Annotated in this window: 18 protein-coding genes and 1 pseudogene; 12 read left to right on the forward strand and 7 right to left on the reverse strand. The window is 71.0% G+C overall.

Translation table 11 applies throughout. The features are described 5' to 3' along the window. Positions 1–1,035 (forward strand): aldo/keto reductase, encoded by a 1,035-nt coding sequence (locus KRAD_RS22385; protein ID WP_012087998.1) that lies wholly within the window; start codon positions 1–3, stop codon positions 1,033–1,035. Between the two features lie 1,244 nt (positions 1,036–2,279). On the opposite strand, the gene KRAD_RS22390 is transcribed toward KRAD_RS22385, so the two are convergent. The 3 genes from KRAD_RS22390 to KRAD_RS22400 all read right to left on the reverse strand — a co-directional run bounded on the left by KRAD_RS22390 (position 2,280) and on the right by KRAD_RS22400 (position 6,201). Further along, positions 2,280–2,609, reverse strand: coding sequence for a UBP-type zinc finger domain-containing protein (locus tag KRAD_RS22390; protein ID WP_085956198.1), 330 nt, complete (start codon positions 2,607–2,609; stop codon positions 2,280–2,282). A gap of 92 nt (positions 2,610–2,701) precedes the next feature. Next, complete coding sequence (locus tag KRAD_RS27355; RefSeq protein WP_238985794.1) at positions 2,702–4,468, reverse strand: ATP-binding protein; 1,767 nt, start codon at positions 4,466–4,468, stop codon at positions 2,702–2,704. Continuing rightward, entirely contained in the window at positions 4,465–6,201 is a 1,737-nt protein-coding gene (locus tag KRAD_RS22400; protein ID WP_041292383.1) for an NAD(P)/FAD-dependent oxidoreductase, read from the reverse strand. The genes KRAD_RS27355 and KRAD_RS22400 overlap by 4 nt, the downstream gene beginning before the upstream one ends. Positions 6,202–7,719: 1,518 nt before the next feature. On the opposite strand from KRAD_RS22400, the gene KRAD_RS22405 reads away from it, so the two are divergent. The 4 genes from KRAD_RS22405 (at position 7,720) to KRAD_RS22420 (ending at position 14,350) form a co-directional block, all read left to right on the forward strand. Further along, on the forward strand, positions 7,720–8,220 hold the full coding sequence (locus tag KRAD_RS22405; protein ID WP_012088006.1) for a cupin domain-containing protein: 501 nt from the start codon (positions 7,720–7,722) through the stop codon (positions 8,218–8,220). Between the two features lie 191 nt (positions 8,221–8,411). After that, a complete protein-coding gene (locus KRAD_RS22410; RefSeq protein WP_012088007.1) occupies positions 8,412–8,873 on the forward strand; it encodes a GFA family protein in 462 nt (153 codons plus the stop codon). 479 nt (positions 8,874–9,352) lie between these two features. Next, positions 9,353–10,864: an MFS transporter gene (locus KRAD_RS22415; protein ID WP_049821364.1), complete on the forward strand. Its 1,512-nt coding sequence runs from the start codon at positions 9,353–9,355 to the stop codon at positions 10,862–10,864. A gap of 681 nt (positions 10,865–11,545) precedes the next feature. Continuing rightward, a complete protein-coding gene (locus KRAD_RS22420; RefSeq protein WP_012088010.1) occupies positions 11,546–14,350 on the forward strand; it encodes an ATP-binding protein in 2,805 nt (934 codons plus the stop codon). Positions 14,351–15,277: 927 nt separating this feature from the next. Here the strand turns inward: KRAD_RS22420 and KRAD_RS22425 are convergent. From KRAD_RS22425 to KRAD_RS26445, 3 genes and pseudogenes are all read right to left on the reverse strand, one after another. Continuing rightward, positions 15,278–15,904 (reverse strand): annotated as a pseudogene (locus KRAD_RS22425) (NADPH-dependent F420 reductase); the annotation flags it as partial. Between the two features lie 28 nt (positions 15,905–15,932). Further along, complete coding sequence (locus KRAD_RS25355) at positions 15,933–17,285, reverse strand: NmrA family NAD(P)-binding protein (RefSeq protein WP_012088013.1); 1,353 nt, start codon at positions 17,283–17,285, stop codon at positions 15,933–15,935. Then, the gene (locus tag KRAD_RS26445) at positions 17,282–17,635 is read right to left on the reverse strand and encodes a nuclear transport factor 2 family protein (protein WP_012088014.1); all 354 of its coding nucleotides are present in this window, start codon (positions 17,633–17,635) and stop codon (positions 17,282–17,284) included. Before KRAD_RS26445 ends, KRAD_RS25355 begins: the two co-directional genes overlap by 4 nt. A 285-nt stretch (positions 17,636–17,920) precedes the next feature. On the opposite strand from KRAD_RS26445, the gene KRAD_RS22440 reads away from it, so the two are divergent. Beyond that, positions 17,921–20,755, forward strand: coding sequence for a helix-turn-helix transcriptional regulator (locus KRAD_RS22440; RefSeq protein ID WP_049821365.1), 2,835 nt, complete (start codon positions 17,921–17,923; stop codon positions 20,753–20,755). Positions 20,756–20,863: 108 nt separating this feature from the next. Continuing rightward, positions 20,864–21,403 (forward strand): hypothetical protein, encoded by a 540-nt coding sequence (locus KRAD_RS22445; RefSeq protein WP_012088016.1) that lies wholly within the window; start codon positions 20,864–20,866, stop codon positions 21,401–21,403. A gap of 91 nt (positions 21,404–21,494) precedes the next feature. Here KRAD_RS22445 and KRAD_RS22450 read toward each other — a convergent pair whose 3' ends face one another. Next, positions 21,495–22,886, reverse strand: coding sequence for a hypothetical protein (locus KRAD_RS22450; RefSeq protein WP_012088017.1), 1,392 nt, complete (start codon positions 22,884–22,886; stop codon positions 21,495–21,497). A gap of 242 nt (positions 22,887–23,128) precedes the next feature. On the opposite strand from KRAD_RS22450, the gene KRAD_RS22455 reads away from it, so the two are divergent. The 5 genes from KRAD_RS22455 (at position 23,129) to KRAD_RS22475 (ending at position 26,325) form a co-directional block, all read left to right on the forward strand. Beyond that, the gene (locus KRAD_RS22455; protein ID WP_041292385.1) at positions 23,129–23,806 is read left to right on the forward strand and encodes a hypothetical protein; all 678 of its coding nucleotides are present in this window, start codon (positions 23,129–23,131) and stop codon (positions 23,804–23,806) included. Positions 23,807–23,909: 103 nt separating this feature from the next. Further along, entirely contained in the window at positions 23,910–24,524 is a 615-nt protein-coding gene (locus tag KRAD_RS22460; RefSeq protein ID WP_012088019.1) for a hypothetical protein, read from the forward strand. Then, entirely contained in the window at positions 24,521–24,925 is a 405-nt protein-coding gene (locus tag KRAD_RS26260; RefSeq protein ID WP_157873718.1) for a hypothetical protein, read from the forward strand. Before KRAD_RS22460 ends, KRAD_RS26260 begins: the two co-directional genes overlap by 4 nt. Before the next feature lie 221 nt (positions 24,926–25,146). After that, positions 25,147–25,857 carry a hypothetical protein gene (locus KRAD_RS22470; protein ID WP_238985795.1) on the forward strand — a complete coding sequence of 237 codons (711 nt, stop codon included), beginning with the start codon at positions 25,147–25,149 and terminating at the stop codon, positions 25,855–25,857. Between the two features lie 135 nt (positions 25,858–25,992). Beyond that, the gene (locus tag KRAD_RS22475; protein WP_041292387.1) at positions 25,993–26,325 is read left to right on the forward strand and encodes a hypothetical protein; all 333 of its coding nucleotides are present in this window, start codon (positions 25,993–25,995) and stop codon (positions 26,323–26,325) included. Positions 26,326–26,415: the final 90 nt, after the last annotated feature.

Below are 26,415 nucleotides of genomic sequence, written 5' to 3' on the forward strand. Positions count from 1 at the left end.
GTGGACTACCGCACGCTGGGGCGCACCGGCGTCAGCGTCAGCACCACATGCCTGGGGGCCATGATGCTCGGGCCGTGGGGCAACCCCGACCCGGAGGAGGGCGTAGCCATCGTCCAGCAAGCCCTCGACGCCGGTATCAACTTCATCGACACCGCCGACGTGTACTCCGCCGGCGAGTCCGAGCGAATCGTCGGCAAAGCCTTGGCCGGCGGTCGCCGGGAGAACGTCGTCCTGGCCACCAAGTTCCACAACGCGATGGGGCAGGACCGCAACCAGCGGGGAAACTCCCGCCGCTGGATCATGACGGCGGTAGAAGATTCCTTGCGTCGCCTGGGCACCGACTGGATCGACCTCTACCAGGTGCACCGCCCCAGCACCGAGGTCGACGTCGAGGAGACCCTCGCCGCCTTGAGCGACCTGGTCCACCAGGGCAAGGTGCGATACGTCGGATCCACCACCTTCCCCGCCAGCCAGATCGTCGAGGCGCAGTGGGTGGCCAGAGACCGGCACCTGCAGCGGTTCGTGACTGAGCAGCCGTCCTACTCCCTGCTGACCCGCGGCGCAGAGAACGACGTTCTGCCCACCGCCGCCCGCCACGGTATGGGCGTCATGACCTACAGCCCTCTAGCAGGAGGGTGGTTGTCGGGGCGCTGGCGCAGGGATGCCGCTGACTTGGCGCCTACGGCCCCGGCGCGGCAACGGCTGCGGGAACGCTTCGACCTCGCGCTGCCGCAGAACCAGCGCAAGCTCGAGGCCGCTGACGCTCTGGGAGGGTTGGCTGATCAGGCCGGCCTGAGCCTGATCCAGATGGCCATCGCCTTCGTGATCAACCACCCGGCGGTGACCTCGGTGATCATCGGACCGCGTACCCTTGAGCAACTGCACTCCCAACTTGCAGCCGACGGCGTGGTCCTGCCCCCTGACCTCCTGGACCACATCGACGGTGTTGTCGCTCCAGGAGTGACGCTCAACGCCGCGGACGAAGGCCTAGACAACCCCCACTTGCAGCCCGCGGCCCGTCGGCGCAGCGTCTGAGGCGCTCGTCGGCGCAGTCCCTAGGGCCCACGTTGCGGCCCCGCCCTGAGGTGCCTCCGCGGCATCTCATGTGGGACCCACGTCGTGGTGGATGCGGGTGCGACGGCTATAACACGACAACTTCACCTGCTACGCCCGCAGCGTCGAAGCGACGAGGTTGAGCGTCCTGACCCTCACCCTGCCGGGGGGAGGCGGGCCCACAGCCGCTCAGTGGACAGCAGCCGTCATCCGCGGCGGAATGCCAGTTTCGCCCGAGGGTGAGGCCGCAGCCCAGGCGACAAACAGGACGCCGACCTACGAGCCTGCACCGACCGCGGTGACTGCACCGGCTCGACCGGCTCGACCGGCTCGACCGGCTCCACCGGCACGACGGGCCCGTAGCCTCGATGGACGCTGATGACGCCGTCGCGGAGACCAGCTCGCGGCGTGAGCTGGTAGCCCTCCTGGGGCGCGATGTGCTGGAGAGGCCGGAAGGTGAGCGGCGTCTCAGGCCGCACCCGGGATAGCAACACGGTTGCCGCGGGCACCCCTGGCACCTACGACCCCATGCTCTCCCAGCCTCTGCCTATGCCCTGACGGGGATGCCTACGTCATGCGTCCTCTCGGTACCCAGTGTGGCAGCCCCCGGTGGAGGCCAAGGGTGGGATGCGGCATGAACGCGCCGGCTCCGAGGTAGGCCACGCCCTCCGGCGAGGCGACGGTGTCGGCCTGGGACCTGACGCGCTCTGCCGGCTGAGGCTTCCAACACGCTCAGATCCTTCAACCTAGGCAAGGGGCAGCCCGCGCAGTCGGCTCTGGCGCCGAGTTGCCCCTGCCATCGAGATGGGTGAGAAGTACTGGCCAGCGCCGAAGCCGTGCCCCTTCTCTTGTCGTCCCCGGCGTCCAACCGCACTGGTCAGCAACAGCACCTCCGCCAACCCTTGGCGCTGTGGCGCCACCAGCCGTAGACCACTGATCTCGAAGCGGGTATCGCCAGGGACGGTAGGCAAGACGGCGCCGACACAAGCGTCGGCCCGATCCACCTCGCCGATTCTGCCCGCCTTGACCGAGCCCAAGGCCGCAGAGCGGCCCACGCTGGCGTGGCCACAGGCCGGCGATCGCGTCCCCTTCCGCGGAGGCAATGCCTGGGCCGTCCTTGGCGCGAGGTCGTGCACGTCGTGGGCCCGTCGCCGGTCGTTTGCCTCTGGCCCGAAGGTGCTGCTGCTCGATCGCTGCTCGGTAAGCCGGGCGCAGCCTTCAGCGCCTCAACGGTGCAGGTGCCGAACCCAGTCAGTCGGCACCCGGTCCGCGGGCCCGGGAGCGCTCTGGTCCTCCGGGTGGTGCTGGGGAGAGGCGAGCTCAGGGCCGCCGGCGTAGGTGGTGTCGCTGGTGAAGTCGTAGAACCATTCCTCGCCGGGCTCGAAGCTGCGCACGATCGGGTGCCCCGTGCCGGCGGCGTGCCCGCGGGCGTGCTGGCTGGGGGAGGAGTCGCAGCAGCCGACGTGGCCGCACGCGGCGCAACGACGCAAGTGGAACCACCACCCCTTCGGGGTGGCGACCTCGCAGTCTGCACAGCCGGGACCGCTGGGAGCCATGGTGGGATCGATGGGCTCGATGACGTCAGGGGTGCTCACAGTGCGCCTTCTCCTCAGGTAGGGGTACTCGATCAGAACAGGAATGGTCAGCCTCAGGGCTCGTGTCGCTGTGCCTCGCCAGGGTCAACCGCGCCCAGATCCGTCGGCAACCACACCCGGAAGACCGTCCTCCCCGGCTCACTGGTCACCGCCAGCCGGCCACGGTGACGCTGCACCACCACCCGCCAGGCGATGTCCAGGCCCAGCCCAGTGCCCTGCCCGACGCCCTTCGTGGTGACGAAGGGCTCGAAGATCCGCGGCAGCACCTCCGGGTCGATCCCCGGGCCGTTGTCGATGACTTCCACCACGACACCACCCTCCAGAGTGTCCGGCCCGACCCGCACGATGACCCTGCCCTCCCGCTCAGGCGTCTCCGCCAAGGCGTCCAACGCGTTGTCGAGCAGGTTCGTCCACACCTGGGTCAGCTCCCCGGCGTGAGCGAGGACCTGAGGCACCTCGGCGTACTCCCGGACGATGCTCACGCCCTGCGGGGCCCGCCCGGCGCCGGCGCCGAGCATGTCGATGCTGGCGTCGATCAGCTCGCGCACATCCACCCAGCGTGTCGGGGCCCGGTCCAGCTGGGCGTAGCTGCCAGCCGAGGCCAGCAACGCGCTGATGCGGGCGCTGGCGGCGGCGGCTTCGGCGACGAGCCCGTCCACGGCGAGGGTGCGGGCCAACCAGACCACCGCCTGCGCCGCGCCTCGTGCCGCAGTCCCGTCTCCAGGTCCGTCCTCGAGTCCAGGTTCAGCTGCGGATCCCGCCGCCCTCGCTCCGGCCAGCGCCGCGATCTCTTCGGGCCGGGCTCCGTGCTCGGCCAGCGTCGTCGCCAGCTCCTCGAGCAGTGCCTGCTGGGCGTCGTCCGCATCTTCGCTTGCGGCCTCGTTCCCGTCGCGGAGCCCTCTACTGCTGCTGCCACTGACCGTGCTGCCCTCCTCGAGGGCTGCGATCTCGCCCACTCCGAGGTCCTCCAAGACTTCCAGCAGGGCGTCCTCGGCGTCTGCGCGGGCCAGGACGTTCCCTGCCGGTCCCTGCCGTCCAGCGAGGTCGTCCCGAGCCTGCGCCAGCTGCGCCCCTCCGGGCAGAATCCGGACCAGATCGTGGTGCAGAGCCGCCACCTCTTCACGCAGCTGAGCCACGCTGCGGCTTAACGCCGCGGCCGGGTTGCCCAGCTCGTGGGTCAGCCCGGCGGTGAGCGAACCCAGAGCGATGAGGCGCTCGCGGGCGCTGGTGAGGCGCTGGGTCTCGGTCAGGCCGATGCGCAGCCCGGCGAGCAGGTGAACGGCCATCGGGAACCACTCACGCACCGCGGCGCCGAACTCCGCGGCGGGCATGGTGAAGAAGCGCGACGGCTCCAGGACGCGCAACGACGTGTTGTACCCCGTCGGTGCCTGCTCGCCCATGTAGGCCTCCCAGGCGCCGGCGTAGACACCACGCTGGCGGGTACGGCCCAGCTCCAGGTCCTCATCACCCGTGCGGTGGTGCAGCGCCAACGCCCCTTCGAGCAAGATGAAGAGCCAGCGCGGCTCCTCCTCCTGCCGGTACAGCCAACCGGGTTCGGCGTCCAGAACACGGCCCGCGGCGGCGATGCGTTGCAGCTGAGAGTCGCTGAGGTGCTCGAAGAGGAAGAGGGTGCGCAGCTCCTCCGGACTCAGCCGTCGAGGACTGTCGTGGGAGGCATGCACCGGATCATCGCCCACCCGCTGGTCGTGCCGCTGCAGGGCACTCTCCGTTCCGCGCCCCGGCTCAGCGGGAGGCAGCGACCCGGTGACGGACGAGTGTCCATCGGAGCTGCTCACGTCGCCGCTCACGTCGCTGCTCATGACTGTGCCAGGTAGCGGTGCACAAGCATGACGGCCATCGCGCCCTCACCCACCGCGGAAGCAACCCGCTTGACCGACTCAGCGCGTGCGTCGCCGGCGACGAACACTCCCGGGACCGAGGTCTCCAGGTGGTAGGGGGCGCGGTCCAGTACCCACCCCGGCGGCCGGTCGCCCTCGCGGTGTAGGTCGGGGCCGGCGACGATGAAGCCCTTCGCATCGCGTTCGACGACACCGTCGAGCCAGCTGGTGCGCGGTTCGGCCCCGATGAAGACGAACACGTGCTGGGCAGCGACCTCCCGCTCGTCTCCGCCGGCCCGGTCGCGCAGCACGATCGAGGAGAGGTGCTCACCGCCGCGAGCTTGGACCACCTCGGTGCAGGTGAGGACCCGAATGTTGGGCCGCTGGGCGATCTGCTCGATCAGGTACGACGACATCGACGCGTCAATGGAGGGTCCCCGCACGAGCATGGTGACGCTGCGAGCCGAGCGAGCCAGGTTCACCGCCGACTGCCCGGCGGAGTTCGCCGCGCCGACGACGAACACGTCCTCGTCGGCGCAGGCGTTGGCCTCTGACAAGGCCGCGCCGTAGTAGATGCCGCGCCCGGTGTACTGCTCCACGCCTGGCCCCTGCAGCGTGCGGTAGGCGACCCCGGTGGCCAGGAGGACCGTGTGGGCGGCGACGCTGGTGCCGTCGGTGAAGTGCAGTACCCGCGCGCTGCCTGAGACCTCCAAGCGGGTGACGCTGCGCGCCGAGAGCGTCTCTGCGCCGAACTTCGCGACCTGCCGCCGGGCCCGGTCGGCCAGCTGCGCCCCCGACAGCCCGTCGGGGAAGCCGAGGTAGTTCTCGATGCGGGAGCTCTGCCCGGCCTGCCCACCCGTGGCGCGCTCCTCGATCATGACGGTGCGCAGCCCTTCCGAGGCCGCGTACACCGCCGCGCCGAGCCCCGCGGGACCCCCACCGACGATCGCGACGTCGTAGAAGTCCCGGGCAGGCCGGGTGCTCAGACCGACGTGCTCAGCCAGCGTCGTGTCGTCAGGATCGACCAGGACTGCCGGCCGCCCGCCCTCAGCGGCCGAGGTGCCCGGCCGCGGCGGGGTCAAGACCACGGGCAGGCGGATCGGACCCTCCAGCCGGCCCAGGTCATCGGTCCAGCCCAGACCCGCCGCCTCCAGCAACCGCCCGGCCTCCGCTTCGTCCACGCGCAACCAGCGGTAGGGGACCTCGTTGCGGGCGAGGAAGTCGCGCACCGCGAAAGAGCGCGCCGACCAGCGGTCCCCGATCACCACCACCTCGTCAGCCGGGCGTGGTGGAGCGGCATGCCAAGACTCCAGCAGGGCGTCCAGCACCGGGTAGAGCTTCTCCTCCGGCGGGTTCCACGGCTTGAGGAGGTAGTGGTCGAGGTCGACGTCGTTGATGGCGCGGATGGCCGCGGAGGTGTCGGCGTAGGCGGTCAGCAGGACCCGGCGCGCGGTGGGGAAGAGGTCCATCGCCTGCTCGAGCAGCTGCACGCCGTCCATCTGCGGCATCCGGTAGTCGGCGAGGACGGCCGCGACCGTCCCGCCGCGAAGCTTCACCTCCCGCAGCGCCGCGATCGCGTCGTCGCCGCAGTCGGCCCGGAGCACGCGGTAGGCCTGGCCGTAGCGGCGGCGCAGGTCGCGGGCGACCGCCCGCGACACCGCGGGGTCGTCGTCGACGGTCATGAGCACGGGGCGGCTCACCGCGGCGTCAGGCATGTCAGGAAGCTCGCACCCGCGCCCTGACGGGTCAAGGGCCGCAGGCCGAAGTCAGTCAGGTGACGGATGGGCTGGACGCAAGCACCCATCGCACGGGGGCGGGTGCTCGGCGCGACGGTGACGAGACTGCGCGTCAGTGCGCCCGGCGAGGTGGGCGGTTTGCCGGAGGCAGTTCGGGGCGGGACATCCGCTGATCTTCCGCCCACGCCGCGCCGGCCGAGCACGTGATCCGTCGTGTGAGAAGTCGGCAGGATGCCGCGTCCTGCTGCTGACGGCGCCGGACACGCAGACGGCGTGGCCGCAACAACGCACGGACTTTGACCGGATCCTGAGAGGGCTGAGCCGGAGTCGTCCGGCCTTGGACGACCTTTCAGGTCGGCGTGTCTGCCGCTGCTACGCGAGGTAGGGCAGGGCATGCCCATCCTTCACCGAACAATGGTCCCGTCGGGGCTGCTTCAAGAAAACTCACACCTCAGGGCGACTGGAAGCGGCGCTGGGGGGCGGCGCCATCATCGAGGCAGGGCAAGACGCCACCGGCAGATGCCTGGGGCGCGGAGGCCTCTCGGCCGGTGGAGGAAGCCAACCCGCAGGCGTCTCATGGGAGGACACCGACAGCACTGACGAGACCGAGTCGGTTGTCGACACCAGCATCAAGCGAGTCATGCCTGCGGTCGGGAGCGAACTGGCCGTACTTGAGATGGCCGACGGAACCGAAGCCGTAGCCGTCTTAGCCAGGGCAGGAAAGGGTGAGGGGCCGCTGATGTACCCGGCTAGGGCACCAAAGAGCAGTGCCGGCAGTAGCGCCGCGGCAAGCAAGCCCGGCCGGGGAGCGCGAGTAGCGTCCACGGCCCACGGGACGAGAACCAGGGTTGCAAAGGAGACGACAGCACTACCGACTGCCCGTCGTATGCTGAGGCGTTCCGCCATGACCAGACCCAATCTTCGCGCCGTCGCAACTACCGACGCACCCTCCCAGGTGCAGACGACACGCGTCCATCGGTCACGTGACGGACCTCTGAGACGGCTCCGACGTTGCGTCTCAGGTCCTCCACGAATGCTGCAAGGCTCCGTCCGCACGAACAGTTCCCCAGCAAAAGGTCTCTTCTTGCGCGACGGACGTGGTCAGCCGAACGACACAGGTGGAGTGAGCAGGTGCCCGTGGGTGCCCGTTGGTGTGGGCGATCTCCCGGCCTTCGAGGGCTGCGGCAGAGGACTCATCACTGCATCTGCCGCCGCTGCTGAACCAGGCCAGGAGCTTCCACGGTCGTGTAGGGCCGCGTGCGGACCGTCATCTTAGTTCCGAGCAGGGCTCACTGCTGGTCACATCCATCAACCCGGTCTTCGCGTCAGCGCAGCCACTCAGTCGCTGCCGTTGGCGAAGATCCGTGCGCGTGCACTCTGGATGACGCTGGGTGCGCCAGCCACGAGCGCAACGAGAGGGCGGAAGGTCGACGACTCGTCGAGGTCAGTAGGCTTACCGATGTCTGACGGCGCTAGCCTCGCTTAGCGTTCCACCCCATGAGCACCCCCAAGGATGCCGTCACCACCTCACGTCTGACCGCACCGTTCATCAGCAGCCCCGACGTGCAGGATGCGATCGAGTTCCTCGGTGCTGTCGAGCGCATCCGCGTCGATGGTCAGCACACAGCAGGTGAGCTAACCGTTCACGACGTGGAAGCTCTACGCGGCCACGGTAGCCCGATGCATCGTCACCTGCTGGCCAGCGAGACCTTCTTCGTCCTCGAAGGGCAGCTGCGGGTCCTGGTGGATGACATCGACACCCTCGCCGGTCCCGGCACCGCCGCGATCCTGCCACCTGGGCACACCCACGGCTTCGTCGTCACCAGCCCCACCGCGCGCTACCTCACCCTGCACACACCCGCAGGCTTCGACGATTTTGTCCGCGCCGCCGGGCATCCCGAGGGGTTCTCCGACCCGACGCCGCCTGATCCAGAAGAGTTGACCCGGATCGCCGCGCAGTTCGGCATCGAGATCGTTGGCCCACCGCCCCTGCCGTGACTGCGGCCGCAGTCACGTGACGGATGCGCCTGCGACGCCGGTTCACCAGAATTCCACCGCCGAGGGCGCAGAACGCCGGGTCGCCGAGCTCACAGCGAACGGCAGGACAGCGAGGCGTCGCGTCAGAGAAATTCACCCCATGCGCGCAGCCCGTTGCGGAACAAGAAGTCATCAAAACGAAGGAGCAGTACATGTCCGAGAAGTTCACCGGACGTTGCGAATGCAGCGTCATCACGTACGAGTTCACCAAGGCACCCGAATTCGTCGCGAACTGCTACTGCAAGGACTGTCAGAGGTCCTCCGGAGGTGTCATGGGCAGCTACTTCAGCGTCGCTCAGGAAGACTTCACCCTCCTCAGCGGTAACCCGAAAGGCTACTCCTACGTCGCCGCGAGCGGGAACACGCTCGTGCGCAACTTCTGTCCCGAGTGCGGGGCTCGCGTCTTCACCGACCACCTCTCAGGGTTTCCGGGTCAGGTGTTCGTGATGCTGGGTAGCGTCGACGATCCTGAGCGCATCAAGCCGCCGATCATGGAGATCTTCACCAGGGACCGCATCTCCTGGACCAAGGCGCTCGACGTGCCGCAGTATCCCGCCCGGCCCGACGCAGCTCCCGGATCCCCGGAGGAATCCGCACCTGGCGGCTGCGGCTGATTTTCCTGGACGGTAACGCCGGCCGTGGCCGCAGACACCTGATCGGGCACAGGTGAGTACCGGTTGCATGACCGGCTCTGGTCCCCGCAGGAAGGTGATGGCCTGCTGAAGCCTGGCGGACCAGCGCCAGAAGAAGCCATCATGCGGCGGTCTCCTGCGGACCTTTCCGCACGAGGCCGCCGCAGCTCTTCCGCTATCGACCCTGAACCTCCGCCCGGCCGAGCCGGGCATCCGTCGTGTTCGCGACCAACGAACGAGGTGAATGACCTCGTACACGCCAGGTGGGCACACGCTGCGGCAGCTGCCGCAAGCTCTGACGCACGTCAACGCACAGCTCACAAGACAGCACGGCGGTCTGCGGCCATTGCTCGGGACACCGCGCGCTGCCGCGTCCCTGCATCCAGACCACACCCAGCGCAGGCAACGCGCGCGCCAACACCGGAGGACTCGTGGCAACCCCCCAGCTACCTCGCGAACGGATGAACACGCTCGCCCTGATCGTCCTGGCCGCGAACCAGCTCATCATCGCCATCGACTACAACATCGTCTACGTCGCACTCCCCTCGCTGGCATCGGACCTGCACTTCACTTCCGCGTCCGTCCAATGGGTGGTCTCCGCCTACGCCTTGGCCTTCGGCGGCTTTCTCCTCCTGGGCGGCCGTGCTGCCGACCTGCTGGCTCGACGCGCCGTCCTCCTGACGGCCCTCGGCCTCTACGCCGCTGGCTCCCTCCTGGGCGGCCTCGCACCCAGCCAGCCCCTGCTCATCGCAGCCCGCGTCGTGCAGGGGCTCGGCGGGGCGCTCCTCTTTCCCGTCACCCTCGCGCTCATCAACGCGATCTTCCCCGAAGGCGCCGCCCGCAACCGCGCCCTGACCGTCTGGAGCGGGGCGGGAGCAGCCGGAGGCGCCATCGGGGCACTCCTGGGAGGCTTGCTGACCAGCTCCCTCGGGTGGCGCTCCACGTTCTTCGTCGTCGTCCCCTTCGCCCTGGCCGTGGGCCTGCTCGCCCTGCCCGCGCTCGCCGACACCCGGAAACACACACGCACCAGCCCACGCGGGGCGTCGCGCGCGTGGAGCCAGTACGACATCCCCGGCAGCGCCACCGCCACGCTGGGGTCGCTGTCCCTGGTCTTCGCCCTCGTTGAAGGTCCGCAGCAGGGCTGGTCATCACCGGTGACCCTGACGGCGTTCGTGATCGCCGCTCTCTCGCTGGCGCTGTTCCTGCGCATCGAGGCGCGAGCGGCCCACCCCCTCATGCCACTGACGATGTTCCGCAACCGCAACCTCACGACCGGTGCCCTGCTGACGGGGGTGCACTTCGCCGGCTTCGGTGGTCAGTTCTTCCTCGTCACCACCTGGCTGCAGGGCGTGCACGGCTTCACCGCCGTGCAGGCCGGTCTGGCGTTCGTCCCCTTGTCCCTCGCCATCGTGGTCGGAACCAGTCTCGGCGGCCGCCTGGTCGCCCGGATCGGAGCGCAGCGAACGGCGTTCACGGGGCTGATCGCCGGCACCGCGGCGATGGGAGCGCTTGCCCTGCTGCTGCGCGCCGACCAGGCCTACGTCATGGTGCTGCTGCCCCTGAGCTTGCTCTCCGGCCTGGGGATGGGCACCGCCTGGACGGCTCAGTGGGTCATCGCCTCCACCGGCGTCCCCGCCGAGCAGCAGGGGGTCGCCAGTGGGGTCGCCAGCACCTCCCAGCAGGTGGGTGGATCCATCGGCCTCGCTGTCCTGATCGCCGTCAGCGCCGCCGTCACGCACGGTGTTGCCGGACCGGTCCAAGCCGAGGTCGTCACGACCGGACTGCGGTGGGCTTTCGCGTCTGCAGCGCTCCTCCTGGCTGGCGGAGCGGTGATCGCGCTGCTTGCCTCCCGGCGACCCGTCGGCTCCACCCTCGTCCCGGCAGCCATACCAGTCCCCGCCCCCGCCGGTACCCCTGCCCCTGTCGCCGCTGGCGCCGACGAGGGCGACGCGGGCTCAGTCACCGCGCGCTGAGTCATGCCGCCTCCGCAGGGCACCCGGCCTGAAGGCTGGTGCCAGTCCGCTTGCGCCCCTCGCGGCACCCTGCGCGTCGTCCAGGTGTGGGGCTGCGGCGGACGTCGCGCGAGCTCTAGGCCGACAGGAGCCGGACCCCGGCCCGCATGCGGGAGGGGCACGCGTGAGCGCAACGCCTGCCTGAGCTGCAAGCTCGGGGTGCGGACGACGTGGTGTCAGCCTGGAGTCCCGCTCCCGCTTGGAGCGGTACGGGCGCGGCGGGGCGGCGCTGCAGCGGGTTGACCCAGCAGGGCGCGTGTTGCCGCGCTCGGCAACCAGGACTCCACTTCCTGCGACCTTCAGCCGATCGACGCCAATCGTGCTGGCGCTGTGCCTACTGGCGCGCCCGCGGCCGAGCCGGCGCGGGCGGGGGTGGTGGCACGGCGGCGCCGACGCGCTCGCCGCGTTGAAGCGGGTCCAAGGTGACCCGTTGCACGACCTCTGGCGCGACTCCGTGCACGACACGGCAGGCGTGCGTGGGACTTTTGCCATGTCAGCCGCCCGATGGGACGCTGAGCCCGGCCCGCGCCGGCGCGTGGCCTCGCTGGGCACGAGCGGCGAGCAACCGGCGTTGGTCGTCACCACCGCGGCGGGACGCCAGTGCCCGCGGCCAGCGGCGAGGTGGTGGGGGAACAGACCAGAGTGATCGGCCGAGAACGTGAGCTGGCGGAGCTGCGTGAGCTGCTCGAGCTCGTCATGGCCGCCGGGAGCGGTCGCGCGGTGGTGGTCGAAGGTGAGCCCGGCATCGGCAAGAGCGCGCTGGTCGCCGCTCTGACCGGCGTGGCTGTCGCGGCGGGCTTCCAGCCGTTGCGGTGCGCGGGCTTCCAGCGCCAGGCTCTGGTGGGTTTCGCCGCGCTGCACGAGCTGGTGCATCCGGTGCTGGACCGGGTCCCCGCGCTGCCCCCTCGCCAGCGGGCGGCGTTGTTGACCGCCTTCGGCCTGCAAGAGGGACCCGCGCCGGACCGGCTGCTCATCGCCCTTGCGGTGCTGGGGCTGCTGGAGGAGGTGGCCGCCACTCGGCCGCTGCTGCTCGTCGTGGAGGACGCCCAGTGGTTGGACGTCTCCAGCGCGGGGGTGGTGGGTTTCGTCGCCCGGCGACTGCACACGGCCCCGATCGCCCTGGTGGCCACCACCCGCACCACCAGCGGCGGCGAGGTCGCCCTCGAGCGCACCCGCGAGGTGCTGAACCTCGGCGGTGCCGAGCACCTGCACGTGCCGCCGCTGTCGGCCGAGCACTCCGAGCGGCTCCTGAGCACCCTGGACACGCCGCCCGCCGTCTTGACCCGCGCCGTGCGGCAACGGGTGCTCGAGGAGGCGGGCGGGAACCCGCTGGCGCTGCGCGAGTTCGTTCACGCTCAGCGCGCCCGCGGCGGGGACGAGGCGGTGCCCCTGGGTGTGCCGCTGCCCACCACCCGCCGCCTGGAGGCGGCGTACCTCGCCGAGGTGGCCGACCTGCCAGCCGCCAGCGGTACCTTGCTGCTGTTGGCCGCCGCCGGTGAGGAGCTCACCCTGCCGGAGCTGCTCGCGGCCGGACACGAGCTGGGGCTGACGCCCCAGGACTTGATCCCGCTGGAGCGGACGGACCTGGTGAGCGTCGTGGCGGACCGGCTGCAGCTGCGCCACCCCCTGCTGCGCTCGGCCATCTACGGCGCGGCGTCCTCGATCGAGCGCATCGAGGCGCACCGGGTGCTCGCCGGAGCCGTGCGCGACGGCAGCCGGGCCGCCTGCCACCGGGCCGCGGCCACCGTGGAGCCCGACGAGTCCGTGGCCGCCGAGCTGGAAGCCGCCGCCACCCGGGGAGCGCAGCGCGGGGCGCGGGCCGAAGCGGCCGCCGCCTTGCGCCGAGCCAGCGAGCTGTCGGTGCAGGGGGAGGACCAAGCGCGACGCATGGTGCAGGCAGCCGAGCTGGCCCGCCAGGCCGGCAGCCTGGCCCAGGCCGAGCAGATCCTCACCGAGATGCTGACCCTGCCCATGTCGCCGCAGCACCGCGCCGAGCGGACGCACGTGCGGCGCCTGCTGGGGTACTACCAGGGCGAAGACCACAGCGACCCCAGCGACGAGCTCGCCTACGCGCGGGAGCTCGCCGGGCCCTCCGGCACCGAACACCCCGAGGAGCGCATCACCATCCTGACCACCGTGGCGTTCGGCGTCATCCACCACTACAGCGGTGACCTCGCCGTAGACGAAGCGGTGCGGCGTCGCGTGCACGACGAGCTGGCCGCGGTGAAGCCGCCGAGCTGGAGCGGTCCGCAGCAGCTGGGGCTGGCGGTGCTCGACCCGCTGGCGCACGCGGCAGCAGTGCGGCCCGCGCTGCCCCGGATCCTGCAGCAGCCGCCGCCGGTGTTCTTCTTCCTGCTCTCCGTCGCGATGACGGCGGAACTCCTGCAGGACCTGCCCACGGCACGTCGGGCGTGGATCATGGCCGCCGAGGCGTTCCAGCGCGCGGGCTCCTCCAGCGACGTCGTCCGGGCGTTGGACGCGCTGGCCGTCCTGCACGTCATCGCCGGGGACCTGTCCGAGGCGCTGGCCACGGCGGAGCAGGCCCGGCGCACGGCCCTGGACCTCGAGTTCCCGCTGGTCGCGGCGTCCGCGGAGGCCACCGCGGCCCAGGTGCACGTGTGGACCGGGCATCCGACGCTGGCGACCGAGGCGCTGGGGCGCAGTCGGGCGCTGCTCACCGGAGCCCGGATCCCGAACGTGACGGCGGGCATAGCCTGGGCGGCCGGGTCGCTAGCGCTGCACGAGGGGCGTCCCCTCGATGCCGTGGCTGAACTGCGCGGGGTCGTCGTGGATCGCGCCTACGCGCAGTGGGCGGTGGCGGATCTGACCGAGGCCGCCGTGCGTGCGGGCGAACCGGAATCGGCTCGCGAACTCCTCGCGGACGCCGAGGAGGCCGCTCGCGAGCTCGGCTCGCCGCACCTGCAGATGCTGGTGCACCGCAGCCGGGCCCTACTGGCCGACGGGGGCGAGGCGGAGGGGCATTACGAGGCCGCGCTCGCCGCGGGCGCCCACAGCGACGCCCCCCTGGAACTGGCCCGCACCCACCTGCTCTACGGCGAGTGGTTGCGCCGGGCGCGACGGGTGCTGGAGGCGCGCGAGCACCTGACCGTCGCGCTCGAGGCGCTGCACGCGGCCGGTGCCGGGGCAGGTCCCCTGGCCCTGCGGGCCTCGGCCGAGCTCGCGGCCGCCGGCGCCGTCCCCGCGAGCCGTCCGGCCCCGCCAACCGCACCCTCGTCGCCCACCGCCTCGTCGCTGACCGCGCAGGAGCTGCAGATCGCCCGGCTGGCGGCGCAGGGATTGACGAACAAGGAGATCGCCGACCGGATCTACCTCTCACACCGCACCGTGTCCACGCACCTCTACAAGGTGTTCCCCAAGCTCGGCATCACCAACCGCCGTCAGTTGCGCGAGGTGCTGCTCGGTGATGGTTCCTCTGCCTCGAGGTGACGGTGAGTCCCGGGCAGGCTCCCTGTGGGCGAGTCCTCACGGGTGCCCCAGGGAAGAGGCGCGTGCGGGGACTGGCCCCTCGCTGGACTGCGTCCCGGTGCGCGATCCAGCGCGGGGCGGCGCTGACGGGCTCGAGGAGGAGCCGTCCGCCGGACCGCCTTCGGGTGCGCGGCCGCCGGATGGTTGGGTTCGAAACGTCGTCCACGCTGGAAGGGTCCCGGCGTCGCCCCCAGCGAGCTCGGATCCTCGCCGGATGCCGGCCCCAGCTCGATCCCGACCGCTGCTCCCGCTGCGCGCCCAGCAGGTGAACTCGACGGCGGTCGCACCCGTCACGACGCGGTCGGTCATCACTACCAAGAGCACGCGGTCCCCCCCATCGGTCGACCACCCCGTACAGCGACGGGCGTTCTCCACCGCCGCGGTGATCGTGGTGGGCCAGCCACCCGACCGCTCCGCCCACGCCGGGGAGAGATCGGCTCGATCGCCCGCACCTTTCCACCGCAGGGTCCGTGGCGGCTTTCCGAGGACCTCCCGCCCTGCACGCGCTACCGGGTCGCTTCCGCCAGCAGGCCGCCTGCGAGCCTTCCGCACCATCGTCGACGGCGTCCGCGCTCCGGCCTGCGCTTCGACGCACTCCCGGACCCCGGGTGGACCCGGCACGGGCGTGCCGGAACCGTCGCCCTCATGGTCGACGGTCTCGCGACACAACTCTTGGCGTCGGCGTGCGGTCGAGGAGGCGTGCTGCGGCCGGTCGATCTCCGTCGGCGGCTCGTCGGGGCCCGGTCGGTGTGGGCCACGACCCCGCCCGCACTCGGCCGCTGCGGCGCGCCGCAGCGGCCGAGTGCGGGCGTCGGACTCGCACGGACGCGGTGGCGCGGAGCGACCTCACCGCCGAGCGCCCAGCCCCTCGGCGAAGGCGGCTCGCCCTCACCCCTGCAGGAGGAGATCGAGGGTAGGCAGAGGCCCCCCGGGGAACTGCTGCAGGCGGCCGCCGACCGCGAGCGGGCCGAGGTCGACGGGCGCCCAGCCCGCCGCGTGGACCAGGGTCGCCACCTCCCGGTTCGCACCGGGGTGATCCCCGGAGAGGAACACCACGCGCCGTCCGGCGCCCGTGCGCGGCTCAGCGGCGAGCGCCGCGGGAGCGAGGGTGTTGAACGCCTTGACCAGCCGGGCGCCGGCGACCAGGTCCTGCACCACCTCGCTGGAGGTGCGTCCGCCGAGGTCAGCGACGCGGAAGTCGGGCGGTTCCAGGGGGTTGGTCGTGTCGACCACGATGCGGTCCCGCCAGTCGGCGACGCCGGCCGCGTCCACCGCCGCCGGCACCTGGCTCCATGGGACGGCCAGCACCACGGTGTCGGCGGCCCCCGCCTCGGCGACGGTGCCGGGGTGCAGGTTCGACCCCAGCTCCGACGCCAGCTGCGCCAGCGACTGCGGGCCCCGGCTGTTGCTGATGACGACCTCCTGGCCGGCGGCGGTGAAGCGGGCCGCCAAGGCCTGCCCGATCGCGCCGGCACCGATGATGCCCCAGCTCATCGAACGTCTCCCTCGATCCCTGTTCTGGTTGTGGTTGCGGTGGTGCGGGTCACGGCTGCGAGGGGCGGCGGTCCGTCCAGTCGAAGACGATCCGTCGTTCGGCGATGCGCCAGCCCTCCGCGGTCCGTTCGAAGGTGTCCAGGTAGCGGATGGCCATGGTCAGCAGCACGCGCTGCCCGTCCTGCCGGAGCAGGTGGTGGGCCATGCAGTACGTCTCGGCGCTCGCTGAGCCGCCGGCGACGTCGATGTCGCTCTGGCCGTTGAAGTAGGTGGTGGCCTCGTACTGCGCAATCAGACCGGCGAACGTCGCGGCGAGCGCCTCGCGGCCGTGGACGGTCTGCACCGGGTCGGCCTGCGCGGGGTCGCTCTCGAAGAGCAGCACCCGAGCGTCCTCGCTGAACACCGCTGCCTGCCGGGTCGGGTCGCGCCGATCGGCGTGGTGGGCGTAAGCGTTGATGAGGCGCTGGATCGCCTCGCGGTCGGAACGGACGTCGGGGTCGCTCTGGATGGTGCTCACGCCGGCTCCTCGGTGCGGGTTCGGAAAGGGGGAAGGTCGTTGCTGCGAGGCCAGGAAGGCGGGGAAGTCGTGAACCCCCGGGTGCAGCCGCCGGGTGAGCGGTCGGTCCGCGCGGTAGGCGGGAAAGCGTGCCAGCCAAGCGAACATCGCCCGGAAGTCCTCGTCGGCCACGGCCTCGACCGGGGTCGGCTCGAACCGCCCGGCGAGCCCGTACCGGCGACCCAGGTGCTCGGCGATCTGCTCGGCGCTCAGCTCATCACCGGCGACCTCGACGGCACCGGCCCCCGCCAGATCCGGGCGGACGAGCAGGGCGGCCGAGACGGCGCCGACGTCCAGGGCCGAGATCAGCTGCAGGGGCGTGTGCGGGCGCAGCGGTGCCCGTAGCACCAGGTCGTCCCCCTCGCGCACGGGGGCCATCGACTGCAGGAAGTTCTCCATGAAGAACACCGGGCGGACCACCACCGCTGGCACGCCGCTGGCGCGCAGGTGCTCCTCGACGGCCCACTTGCTCTCGAAGTGGGGGACGCCGGAGCAGCGTTCGGCGCCTCCGACGGAGCTGTACACCAGGTGCGGGACCCGTGCGGCGGCGGCCGCGTCGACGACGGCCCGCCCCTGCACCACCTCCCCGGCGGGGCCGCGGGCGGCGAAGACGGTCATGACGAACAACGCGCTGACGCCGCTGAAGGCCTCGTGCAGGCTCACCGGGTCGTCGGTGTCGGCGTGCGCCACGCGCACGCCCGGCAGTTCCGCCAGGGCGGCGGCCGCCATGGGGCGGCGCATGAGGGCGCGCACCGGCACGCCCGCTCCCGAGAGCGCCCGGACCACCGCAGAACCCTGTTGCCCGCTCGCCCCGAGGACACCGACCTCACCTCGCTGCTCCCTCACCCCGGTACCAGCATCGTGTAGACGTCGGTGATCAGGCCCTTCTCGACGATGGCGATGTCCGCACCGCGCACCACCGGGTCCTGGCCCTCGGGACCGAACTGCCAGGCCAGGTACCCCAGGTCCTGCACGACGTGGACCGGCCCGCCGGGGCTGAAGACGAAGCCCGGCGATTCGTCGAGCAGCCGTTGGGCCTTCTCGTGGAGGGCCTGGTGACCCACCACCGTCTCGTCCGGGTCGGCGAACCTGACGCCGGGCACGTAGACGCGCTCGATGGCCGCCCACCGCCGTTCGGGGTCCCGCTCGGCGAAGACCTCCAGGAGGTTGGCGTGCATGAGTTCCTCGACCGTCACCGGTGCTCCTCCGCTGCTCGTCCAGCCACCAGCGTCCAGACAACGCGCTGGGGGACGACCACCACCGTGCCCCGGACGAGGGCGAGTCACATCCGTCACGTGACTGCAGGCGCGGTGGGCGAGACGCCGGATCGTTGCGCCGGGCCCACCGGGATGGCACCCTGACGCGGGCTCGTGGCGGTGGTCGACTCCACCGGGCATGAGCCGCGGGGCCGACGCGGGGTCGTCGCCCCGGTGGGTCCCCGTCGTGATCTCCACGCTCGGGCGCAGGCGCAGGGGTGGGCAGTGATCGGGCGCGAGCGGGAACTGGCTCGGCTGCGTGAGCTGCTCGGTTCGGTCGCGACCTCCGGTGCCGGCGAGGTGGTCGTGGTCGAGGGCGAGGCCGGCATCGGCAAGACGACCCTGGTCGCCGTCCTCACCGACGCGGCTGCCGCGGCGGGCTTCCAGACGCTGCGGTGCTCCGGTTTCCAGCGCGGTGCCCTGGCAGGTTTCGCCGCGCTGCACGAGCTGGTGCACCCGGTGCTGGACCGGGTCTTCGCGCTGCCCCCTCGCCAGCGTGCGGCGCTGCTGACCGCGCTGGGCCTGCAGGAGGGTCCCGCGCCCGACCGGCTGCTCATCGCCCTGGCGGTGCTGGGGCTGGTGGAGGAGGTGGCCGCCACCCGGCCGCTGCTGCTCGTCGTGGAAGACGCCCAGTGGTTGGACGTCTCCAGCGCCGAGGTCATCGGTTTCGTCGCCCGCCGCTTGGGCGTCGCCCGGGCCCTGCTGCTCGCCAGCGCCCGCACCGACCGCGGCGAGGCTTCCTCGCCGGAGAGCGGCAGCGAGGTCCTGGAGTCCGCGGCGACCGTGAGGGTGCTGCTGCAGCCGTTGTCCCGGCACCATTCCGAGGAACTGCTGGACGCCGTGGAGGCCGCCGTCGCGCGTGCTCCCGGTGCCGCGGCGCCGTCGCCCCTCACGGCCGAGGCGCGCCGACGCGTCCTGGACGAGGCCGGCGGCAACCCCCTCGCGCTGCGTGAGCTGACAGCCGCCCTGCGCGCCCGCGACACGGGCCAGCGTCTCCCCGCCACGGCACCGCTACCGACCACCCGCCGCCTAGAGGCCGCCTTCCTCGGCGAGGTGGCCGATCTGCCGGCCGCCAGCCGCACGCTGCTGCTGCTGGCGGCCGCCGGGGAGGGCGAACGCCTGTCGGAGCTGCTGGACGCCGGTCAGCGGCTCGGTGTGCTCATCCAGGACCTCACACCGCTCGAGCGGGCCGACCTGGTGAGCGTCGTGCGGGACCGGTTGAGGTTGCGCCACCCCCTGCTGCGCTCAGCCGTCTACGGCGCGGTCTCCTCCCTCGAGCGAGCCGAGGCGCACCGGGCCCTGGCCGCGACCACCGGCGACAGCGGTCGTGCCGCCTGGCACCGGGCCGCGGCCACGGTGGCGCCCGACGAGTCCGTGGCCGCCGAGCTCGAGACCGCGGCCGCGCAGGCGGCCGGGCGCGGGGCGCGAGCCGAGGCGGCCACCGCCCTGCACCGGGCCGCTGAGCTGTCTCCGGTGGTGGACGAGCGGGTGAGGCTTCTGGTGCAGGCGGCGGAGCTGGCCCGCCAGGCGGGCAACCTGGCCCAGGCCGATCAGGTCCTCGCCGAGGCGGCAGCATTGCCGATGTCGCCGCGGCGCCGCTTCGAGTGGGCGCAGTCCCGGGCGCTGGTGAGCACCTACCTGGGCCGGGAGCACAGCAGCACCGCCGACCAGCTCGCGTACGCCCAAGCGCTGGGGGGAGCCAGTGGTGCTGAGCATCCCGAGCAGCGCGCTGCAGTCCTCGTGGCCGCGGCGTTCCACGCCAGCAACCACGTCAACTCCGACACCAGCAGCGAGGTGGCGCTGCGCCGGGCCGTGCACGACCAGTTGGCTGCGATCGACCTGGGGCGTCGGGACGCCGCTCAGCAGCTGGGGCTGGCAGTGCTCGACCCGCTGGCGCACGCAGGGTTGGTCCGCCCCACCCTGCCGGCAATGCTCTCCCGCGCACCCGGTGACTCCCTGCTGTCCCTGCTCACCCTCGCCCAGGCGGCCGAGCTGCTGCAAGACCTGCCGACGGCGCGCCGTGCCCGCGCGCTGGCGGCCGAGGAGCTGCAGCGCCTGGGCTCACCGAGCGATGTCGTCCACGCGCTGAGTGGCCTGGCCCTCCTGGAGGTGATCGCCGGGCAGCTGCCCGACGCCCTCCAGCACGCCGAGCAGGCACGGCGCACGGCCCTCGATCTCGGTCTGCCGCTGGTCGCGGCGCTGGCCGGGGCCAGCACCGTCCAGGTGTACCTGTGGACCGGCCGCCGCCCGGAGGCGGCTACCGTGCTGCAGTCCAGCCGTGCGCTGTTGGCGGGCGCGGGCGTCGAACGCGTCCCCGCTGGCCTGGCCTGGGCCTCGGGCCTGCTGGCGATGGACCAGCGCCGCTACTCCGATGCCCTCACCGACCTGCACGGCACCTCCAGGCACCCGGTCTTCGAGCAGTGGGCGATCGCGGACCTCACCGAGGCAGCGGTGCGCAGCGGAGAGCCGGAGGTCGCCCACCCGGTCCTTGCCCGGGTCGGCCGGGCCGCCGAGGTGCTGGGTTCGGCGCACCTGAGCGCCCTGGTCCATCGCAGCCGCGCCCTGTTGGCCGACGGGCACGAGGCGGAAGAGCATTACCGGGCGTCACTGGCCGCCGGCGAGACGGGCGGCGTCCTGCTGGAGCAGGCCCGCACCCAGCTGATCTACGGTGAGTGGCTGCGCCGTGCACGGAGGGTACTGGAGGCCCGTGAGCAGCTAAGCGCGGCGCTGCGCACCTTCGAGGCCGCGGGCGTCGGGGCCGGTTCGCTGGCGCAGCGCGCTGGTGCCGAGCTGCGCGCGGCGGGCAGCGTGCCTGCGACCCGCCCAGCGCCCGAACGTCCGCTGGCGTCGCTCACCTCGATGCTGACCGCGCAGGAACTGCAGATCGTGCGGCTGGCCGCGCAGGGGCTGACGAACAAGGAGATCGCCGATCGGGTCTACCTCTCGCATCGCACCGTAGGCAGTCACCTGTACCGCGTCTTCCCCAAGCTCGGCGTCGCCAACCGACACCAGCTGCGCGAAATCCTGGAGCGTACGGACCTTGCGCTGCCCAATCGGTGAGGCCGGTCACCGCTGGTCGTGCGCCTGAGATCACGCGCAGATCGCGGGATGACCGTGAAGTCATCGAAGGGGGCTGCGGTGCCGACGGTTACGGCATAGCGTGCCGGGATGCCTTCTGGACAGTCACTGGGGTGGGACCCCCACCAGCAAGAGCTCTGGGGAGTGATCGCACCAGGCCGCGACCCTGAGGACCAGCGGCGCACCTTCGAGCTCACGCGTGACGAGAGCTCCATCACCTGGGGGATGGACACCGGTCGTCTTGACTGTGAGTACGAGGTGAGCGTGACGCGCTACCCCAGGGTGATGTTCGACTTCACCTTGTTGGACGACAGCGCCCCAGACAGCTGGCTGGAGCTGGTTGAGGTGAGTAAGGCCAGTGGCACCTCCATCGGTCTCAACGCCGTCGATGGAGCTGCAGTGGGTTCGGGGGGAGTCGGGGTGGAGCTTGAAGACGACCTGGGCACGTTGTACAGCGCTGCCACGAACCACGTCGGGTCGGACTACGGGTTGATCTTTCGTCCGCGTCCACCGGCGGCAGCAAGTGAGTTGCGCATCTCGGTCGTTCAGGGTGAGCGGGTGCTCGCGCGGTACGTCGCTGACCTCACTCGTCCCCAACCGGTCCGCTCTGGCCTGGAAGCCACGCCCTGAGCGCGCACCACCCGAGCAGCGCGCGGATCGCGGGATGACCGTGCGTTCCGCACTATGGCTCGACCAGACGTAGGGGCAGACCCCCGTGCGGTCAGGCTGCGGGAGACATGAGGTCAGGTAGGTGCTCGGCGACCCAAGCGGTGAGCTCGGGATTGGTGCTGGGCCAGCGTCGGCGTAGTCGCTGAATCTCGGCGGCAGCATCGAGGTGCTCGCGGTGCCGCCACAGGAAGTCCAGCAGCTCCAAACCCCACGGAGGATCCAGCAGCGGTCCAGACCGGCCATCGACGCGGGCAGGAGTGTGCTTCGACTTCACCACCAGCTTCAGCGCACCCACCGCGGCCGGAACATCGTCTGCTGTGCCGTAGCGGGCGATGAGGTCCGTGGCGAACCGGCGCGCGGGCAGTGATCGCTCGAGAAGGAGCCGCTCCCACACCGCCCTGGCCACCGCCGGCCCACCCCGCAGGACGAGGTGGTGCATCGCACCCAGACGCACTTCCAGGCTCGCCGAGTGGCTCAGCTGCTCCAGCGCCTGCTGCACCGTCACCGTGCTGGGGCAGCGTCCGAGCACGTCGACCGCGTCGCTGGTCACGATCGCAGCGCTGGCGCCCTTCTTGGCGTCGTGACTCAAGGCGACCTCGGCCACGACAGCGGCAGTGGTCTCGCTCAACGGGCCCGGTAGCACCGTGAGGATCTTCAGGACCGGCCAATGCAGGTCGCGGCAGGGGCTGGCCAGCAGCTCGGTGAGCACCTGCTGATCCAGGGGCGGAACAGGCCAGAACTGGGCGTCGAACCAGCGCGCGACCGGGGTCACCGCATCCTCGACGGCGTTGACGAGGTTGGCGACGTACTCCGGTGCCCGGGTGCGGGCCGGGGCGGTCGCCAGTGCTGCGCGCAGCTGATCGAGGGCGACGTGCAGCACCTGCTGGCACAGGGCTTCGTCGGGGGTGTTGCGCAAGGCGAAGACGCAGGTGTAGGCCGCGTTGCGGCGAAGCTGCAGCGAGGCGGCGGGGTTGGTGACGATGTCCAGCAGTTGCTGCACGATGCGCGGTCCGCCGATCGCGAACATCGTCGGGGAGCTCGTGAAGCTGTAGGGGTTGGGGTCTGGACCGCCGATCAGCTGCTGCAGCCAGATGTCGCTGACGGTCTCGATGACGTCCAACGGCCGGGCGAGCAGTACCTGCACTCCGGCGTCCGCCAGCCGCAGGCTGGGGCGGATCACGGCGACCGGACGATGGTGGTGATCGACCTCCACGCAGAAGAGCGCCGTCTGTCCCTGGACGTGGGCCTCAGTGCGGCGCAGCACCTCTTCATCGGCGTCGAGGGCGGCGGCGGCCAGCTCTGCGTCGTCGGCAGCGACGGTGATCTTCACTCGGGACGGGAGGTGGTCGCCCATCAGGGATGCGACCCACTCCTCCGGCCACTGCAATGCCTGCTGCAGTGCCTGCTGCTGCTGTTCCGGAGAGGTCTCAGACTCCGCGCTCATGGCCTCACACCTTCTTCATCAGCACCTGACTGCCCGCCGCGGAACGACGGACACACCAACCACCATGCCGCATCCACCTTCGCTACCAAGTGCCGTTCACAGCGCATCACTCGCTCGCTCTTCACCGTGATCGCGTCGGCGCCGACAGCTCAGGAGCGCGCACCACGCGGGATGACCGGACATTCCCCGTGCTGGTCCAGGCGCCCTTCCCCCAGCCGGAGGACGGCTGACACGGTGGAGGGGTGAGCGTGCACAGCGAGGACTCCTTCCGATCCCAGCCTTTGAACGGCCTCCCGCTGCCGGCCTCGACCGCGGCCGCCGTGGAGTCGTTGCTGTCTCCGCGCGGGCGTCCTACCCGAGGTCCGGGCGAGCGGGGCCGGCTGGGGCACTTCGAGCCGATCCCGGAAGAAGCCGCAGCTGAGTGGCTGGGCTTCGCCCCGCCCACCTTGCCCAGCCTGAGCGGGTCCGGGTTCCGTCGGCACTTCGCACGCCAAGGTGGGCGCGACCTCGTCGCGCGGGCGGACCTGACTCGTGGCGAGAGTGCCGCGGTCTACGTCTTCTACTTGCCGGCGGGCTCGGCGTGGCGGGAGGAGACGAGGTTCGCCGAAACGCGCCGGGAGGGTCTGACGTTCTTGTGGCTGCGGGCGGGGTACGGGGTGCCCTGGCCTGAGGAGGAAGGAGGACCGGTGGGAGTGGAGGAGACCGCGACCATTGGTCGTGACCCTGCCAGTGGTGACTTCCTCACGCTGACGGTGAGCAGTACCCGGGTCGGGGTCCAGTACCAGCGAGGGGTGACTCGCCTGGCGTGGTCGTACCGTTCCCAGGACGCCGACTTCAACGTCACGGTGATGAGTGGGCGCTCACCGCGGGCGTCGGTGGAGATGCTGGTGAGCGACCGCGGCGCGCTCTACCTGGGCTGAGACATGCTCCCTGCGTGAGGAGCTGTCGCATCACCGGTCACCGGAACCCGCCCGAATTGCGGGATGACCGTGCGGTCGATGCCGCTGCTGGCACGCTGACAGCGTGGACGAGGCGATCATCTACGACGACCAGCCCCCGCCGTTGGGACAGCACTGGCGGGTAACCGTCAAGGCCCAGCTGACGGTGCACGGGGTGCACGGGCGGACACAGGCGCAAGGTCATCCGGCTCCGCGCACCGTGGTGCAGGTCGCCGATCAGCGGGGCGTGGATGCGGCGGTGACCGCACAGGTCCAGGAGGGACACCACTTCGCCATCCACGTCGAGTTCCAGGACCCGCAGGTGCCCGCGTGGGATGAGCCGATGCATCCTGCGCTGCGCCGGAGGCTGGAGAAGCAGCGCACGGTTCACTCGACCTACCTGCAGACCGGAAGATCGCACGTGGTGCAGTCGGGGTTGAACGTCCGGGTGGACTCCGGCGTCGATGCCCGGCTGGGCTGGGTCCTGCCCTCCCCGCGGCCTGGGGTCGCCTTCATGGGCACCCTGGCTGCCTTCGCGGGCTGGCACCTGCTGGTGCTTACGGGTGCACCGGGCACCTTCAGCTTGCAGGCGCCGGCGTGGTGGGGGTACGTGGATCGGTCACCGGAGCAGGTCGCACCGGGGCAGGCCCAGCCGGCGGACGGCGCCCTGGTTGTCTCGGTGACCTTTCAGGTGCCATGACCTGGCGCGCCGGAGGTGTGGTGACCGGATGGCGGGATGACCGCGCGTTCGGCAAGGCATCGAAGCTAGGAGCGGCGACGGAGCCCGCGGGCTATGCCGGCTTGGTAGCGGTACAGCAGTGCCTCGCCGAGGGACAAGGCCAGGGAAAGGCCGAAGACGACGGCCGCGGTCGTCAAGCTGCCAGCCCAGGCGCCGGTGAAGAGGCGGTGTGCTGGCAGAGCAAGAGTAGCGAGCAGGAATGCGAGGGGCACCGCGAGGCGCAGAGTCAGCCGAGCGTTGCTCGGCTGTTCTCGCTGGGTGCGCGTCCTCATGGAGTAAGGCTAAGGCTCGCTGAGACCATCATGATTGCTTTCGAGCATGAGATGCAGGTGCATGGCCCGATCGCGCGGACGGCGGGATGACCGGAAGGTTGTCTACAGCGGTGCGGGGACGCGTAGTTCGGGCCGTGCGTTTGTGCAAGGCTCCGAAGATGGCGGACTTCCCCTGGTCACGTGCGTCGGTCGTCCATGCCCTGGGCGAGCGGGTCCTCACCGAGGGGGCGGTGACCAGAGGATTCACCGGCATCGACGTCCGGCCGGCGCTAACAGGAGAGCTCCTGCACCTCGACGCCGTCCACGAGCACGTGGTCGTCGTCCTGCGGTGGCAGCAGGACCCCGGCATCTACGCCATCGCTATCCCCCTGCTCCCTGCGGGAGCCTATGGCGACGCGGGGCTGCCGCCGGGTATGAGCACTGGACTGCCCGTCACCTCGTTGCCGGAGTGGGTCGAGGAGGTGGCCTTGTGGCTGATGGAGGAGTTCGATACCGGACTGGTGCGCCGCGCGACCCGCATCCAGGTTGGTGACCTCATCTTCCTCACCGCCGACGGCGGGGCCGCTGACGTCGCACCTGAGGGGTACTACGTCAGCACTCTCCACCTCGGGCCTGGCGGCGGGAGAGGTGAGCACCTCGCCGACGTCGGCCTCGACGTCAGCACCGCCCGGCGCATCCTGAGCAGTGGACGCCTGCTCACCTGGCTCCACGCCTACGTCGACAACGGCCGCGGTGAGCCCTTCATCGGTCATGCCGTCGTAGCCCGTGCACCCGCTGACCCGGGCGGCAACGGGACGCAACCAGCGCGGCTGGAGGTCTTGGAGATCGTCCCCGGTACCCCGGGCACGGTCGCTGCCGCGTTGGTCTACCATGCCGTCCGCGATGCCATCGAGAGCGGCGCGGAGACCGTCTCCAGCACTCTCGACGATCCCGCCTTGGAGAAGGTCGGCTTCCGCCGTCACGGGAGCGGGTACCTGTCGTTGTCGTGGCGTGACGTTCAGATCCCTGACCTTCGCCGCTGACCTGTGCTGCAGCGGTGCTTGAGTTCGCTCATCGGTAGACCTTGGCCTCGCCGATCGCTGACGTCCGCCCGGATCGCGGGATATCCGTGGGGTCACCCAGCCGGCTCATCATGGCCCGACGATGAAGAAGTTCGCGTGGCAGTCCAGGATCATGAGGGGGCGATCTGGATGCTGTGGCTGGTGCCGGCGGCGCTCTTTTCGGGCCTCTCCGGCTGGATGCAGGCTCGGCCCGCTCCAGAGCGCGCCTCGTGGGAGAGGGACCCAAGCCAGCGCGGCTGGCCCAGAGTCTTCGACGTCGCAGCGTTGGTGTTCATCGCCATGGCCGGGGTCGCATCGTCTGATTCGACGCTGCCCTTCTGGGCTCGGCTGGCGATCATCCTGGTGGTCGCGGTTGTGCCGTATCAGGTGGTCACCACGGTCGTGAGGCGCAGAGGTGACAAGTCGCCGCGCAAGACGGCGGGTCGGTGAGACCGGGCGCTGTCAGCGGCGGTGGGCTGGTCTGCCGTGGTAGGGGTCCAGGACGTGGGTGTGGGTGGTGAGCCAGTCCATCTGCTCGTC

The organism is Kineococcus radiotolerans SRS30216 = ATCC BAA-149 (genome assembly GCF_000017305.1).
Taxonomy (GTDB): domain Bacteria; phylum Actinomycetota; class Actinomycetes; order Actinomycetales; family Kineococcaceae; genus Kineococcus; species Kineococcus radiotolerans.

What these genes read in the sequence shown, in the direction of transcription:
- KRAD_RS22445 (WP_012088016.1), top strand. Translation starts at nt 20,864, where the DNA reads ATGCCTTCTGGACAGTCACTGGGGTGGGACCCCCACCAGCAAGAGCTC.
- KRAD_RS22390 (WP_085956198.1), bottom strand. Translation starts at nt 2,609, where the DNA reads ATGGCTCCCAGCGGTCCCGGCTGTGCAGACTGCGAGGTCGCCACCCCG.
- KRAD_RS22400 (WP_041292383.1), bottom strand. Translation starts at nt 6,201, where the DNA reads ATGCCTGACGCCGCGGTGAGCCGCCCCGTGCTCATGACCGTCGACGAC.
- KRAD_RS26260 (WP_157873718.1), top strand. Translation starts at nt 24,521, where the DNA reads ATGACCTGGCGCGCCGGAGGTGTGGTGACCGGATGGCGGGATGACCGC.
- KRAD_RS22450 (WP_012088017.1), bottom strand. Translation starts at nt 22,886, where the DNA reads ATGAGCGCGGAGTCTGAGACCTCTCCGGAACAGCAGCAGCAGGCACTG.
- KRAD_RS22410 (WP_012088007.1), top strand. Translation starts at nt 8,412, where the DNA reads ATGTCCGAGAAGTTCACCGGACGTTGCGAATGCAGCGTCATCACGTAC.
- KRAD_RS22405 (WP_012088006.1), top strand. Translation starts at nt 7,720, where the DNA reads ATGAGCACCCCCAAGGATGCCGTCACCACCTCACGTCTGACCGCACCG.
- KRAD_RS22415 (WP_049821364.1), top strand. Translation starts at nt 9,353, where the DNA reads ATGAACACGCTCGCCCTGATCGTCCTGGCCGCGAACCAGCTCATCATC.
- KRAD_RS27355 (WP_238985794.1), bottom strand. Translation starts at nt 4,468, where the DNA reads ATGAGCAGCGACGTGAGCGGCGACGTGAGCAGCTCCGATGGACACTCG.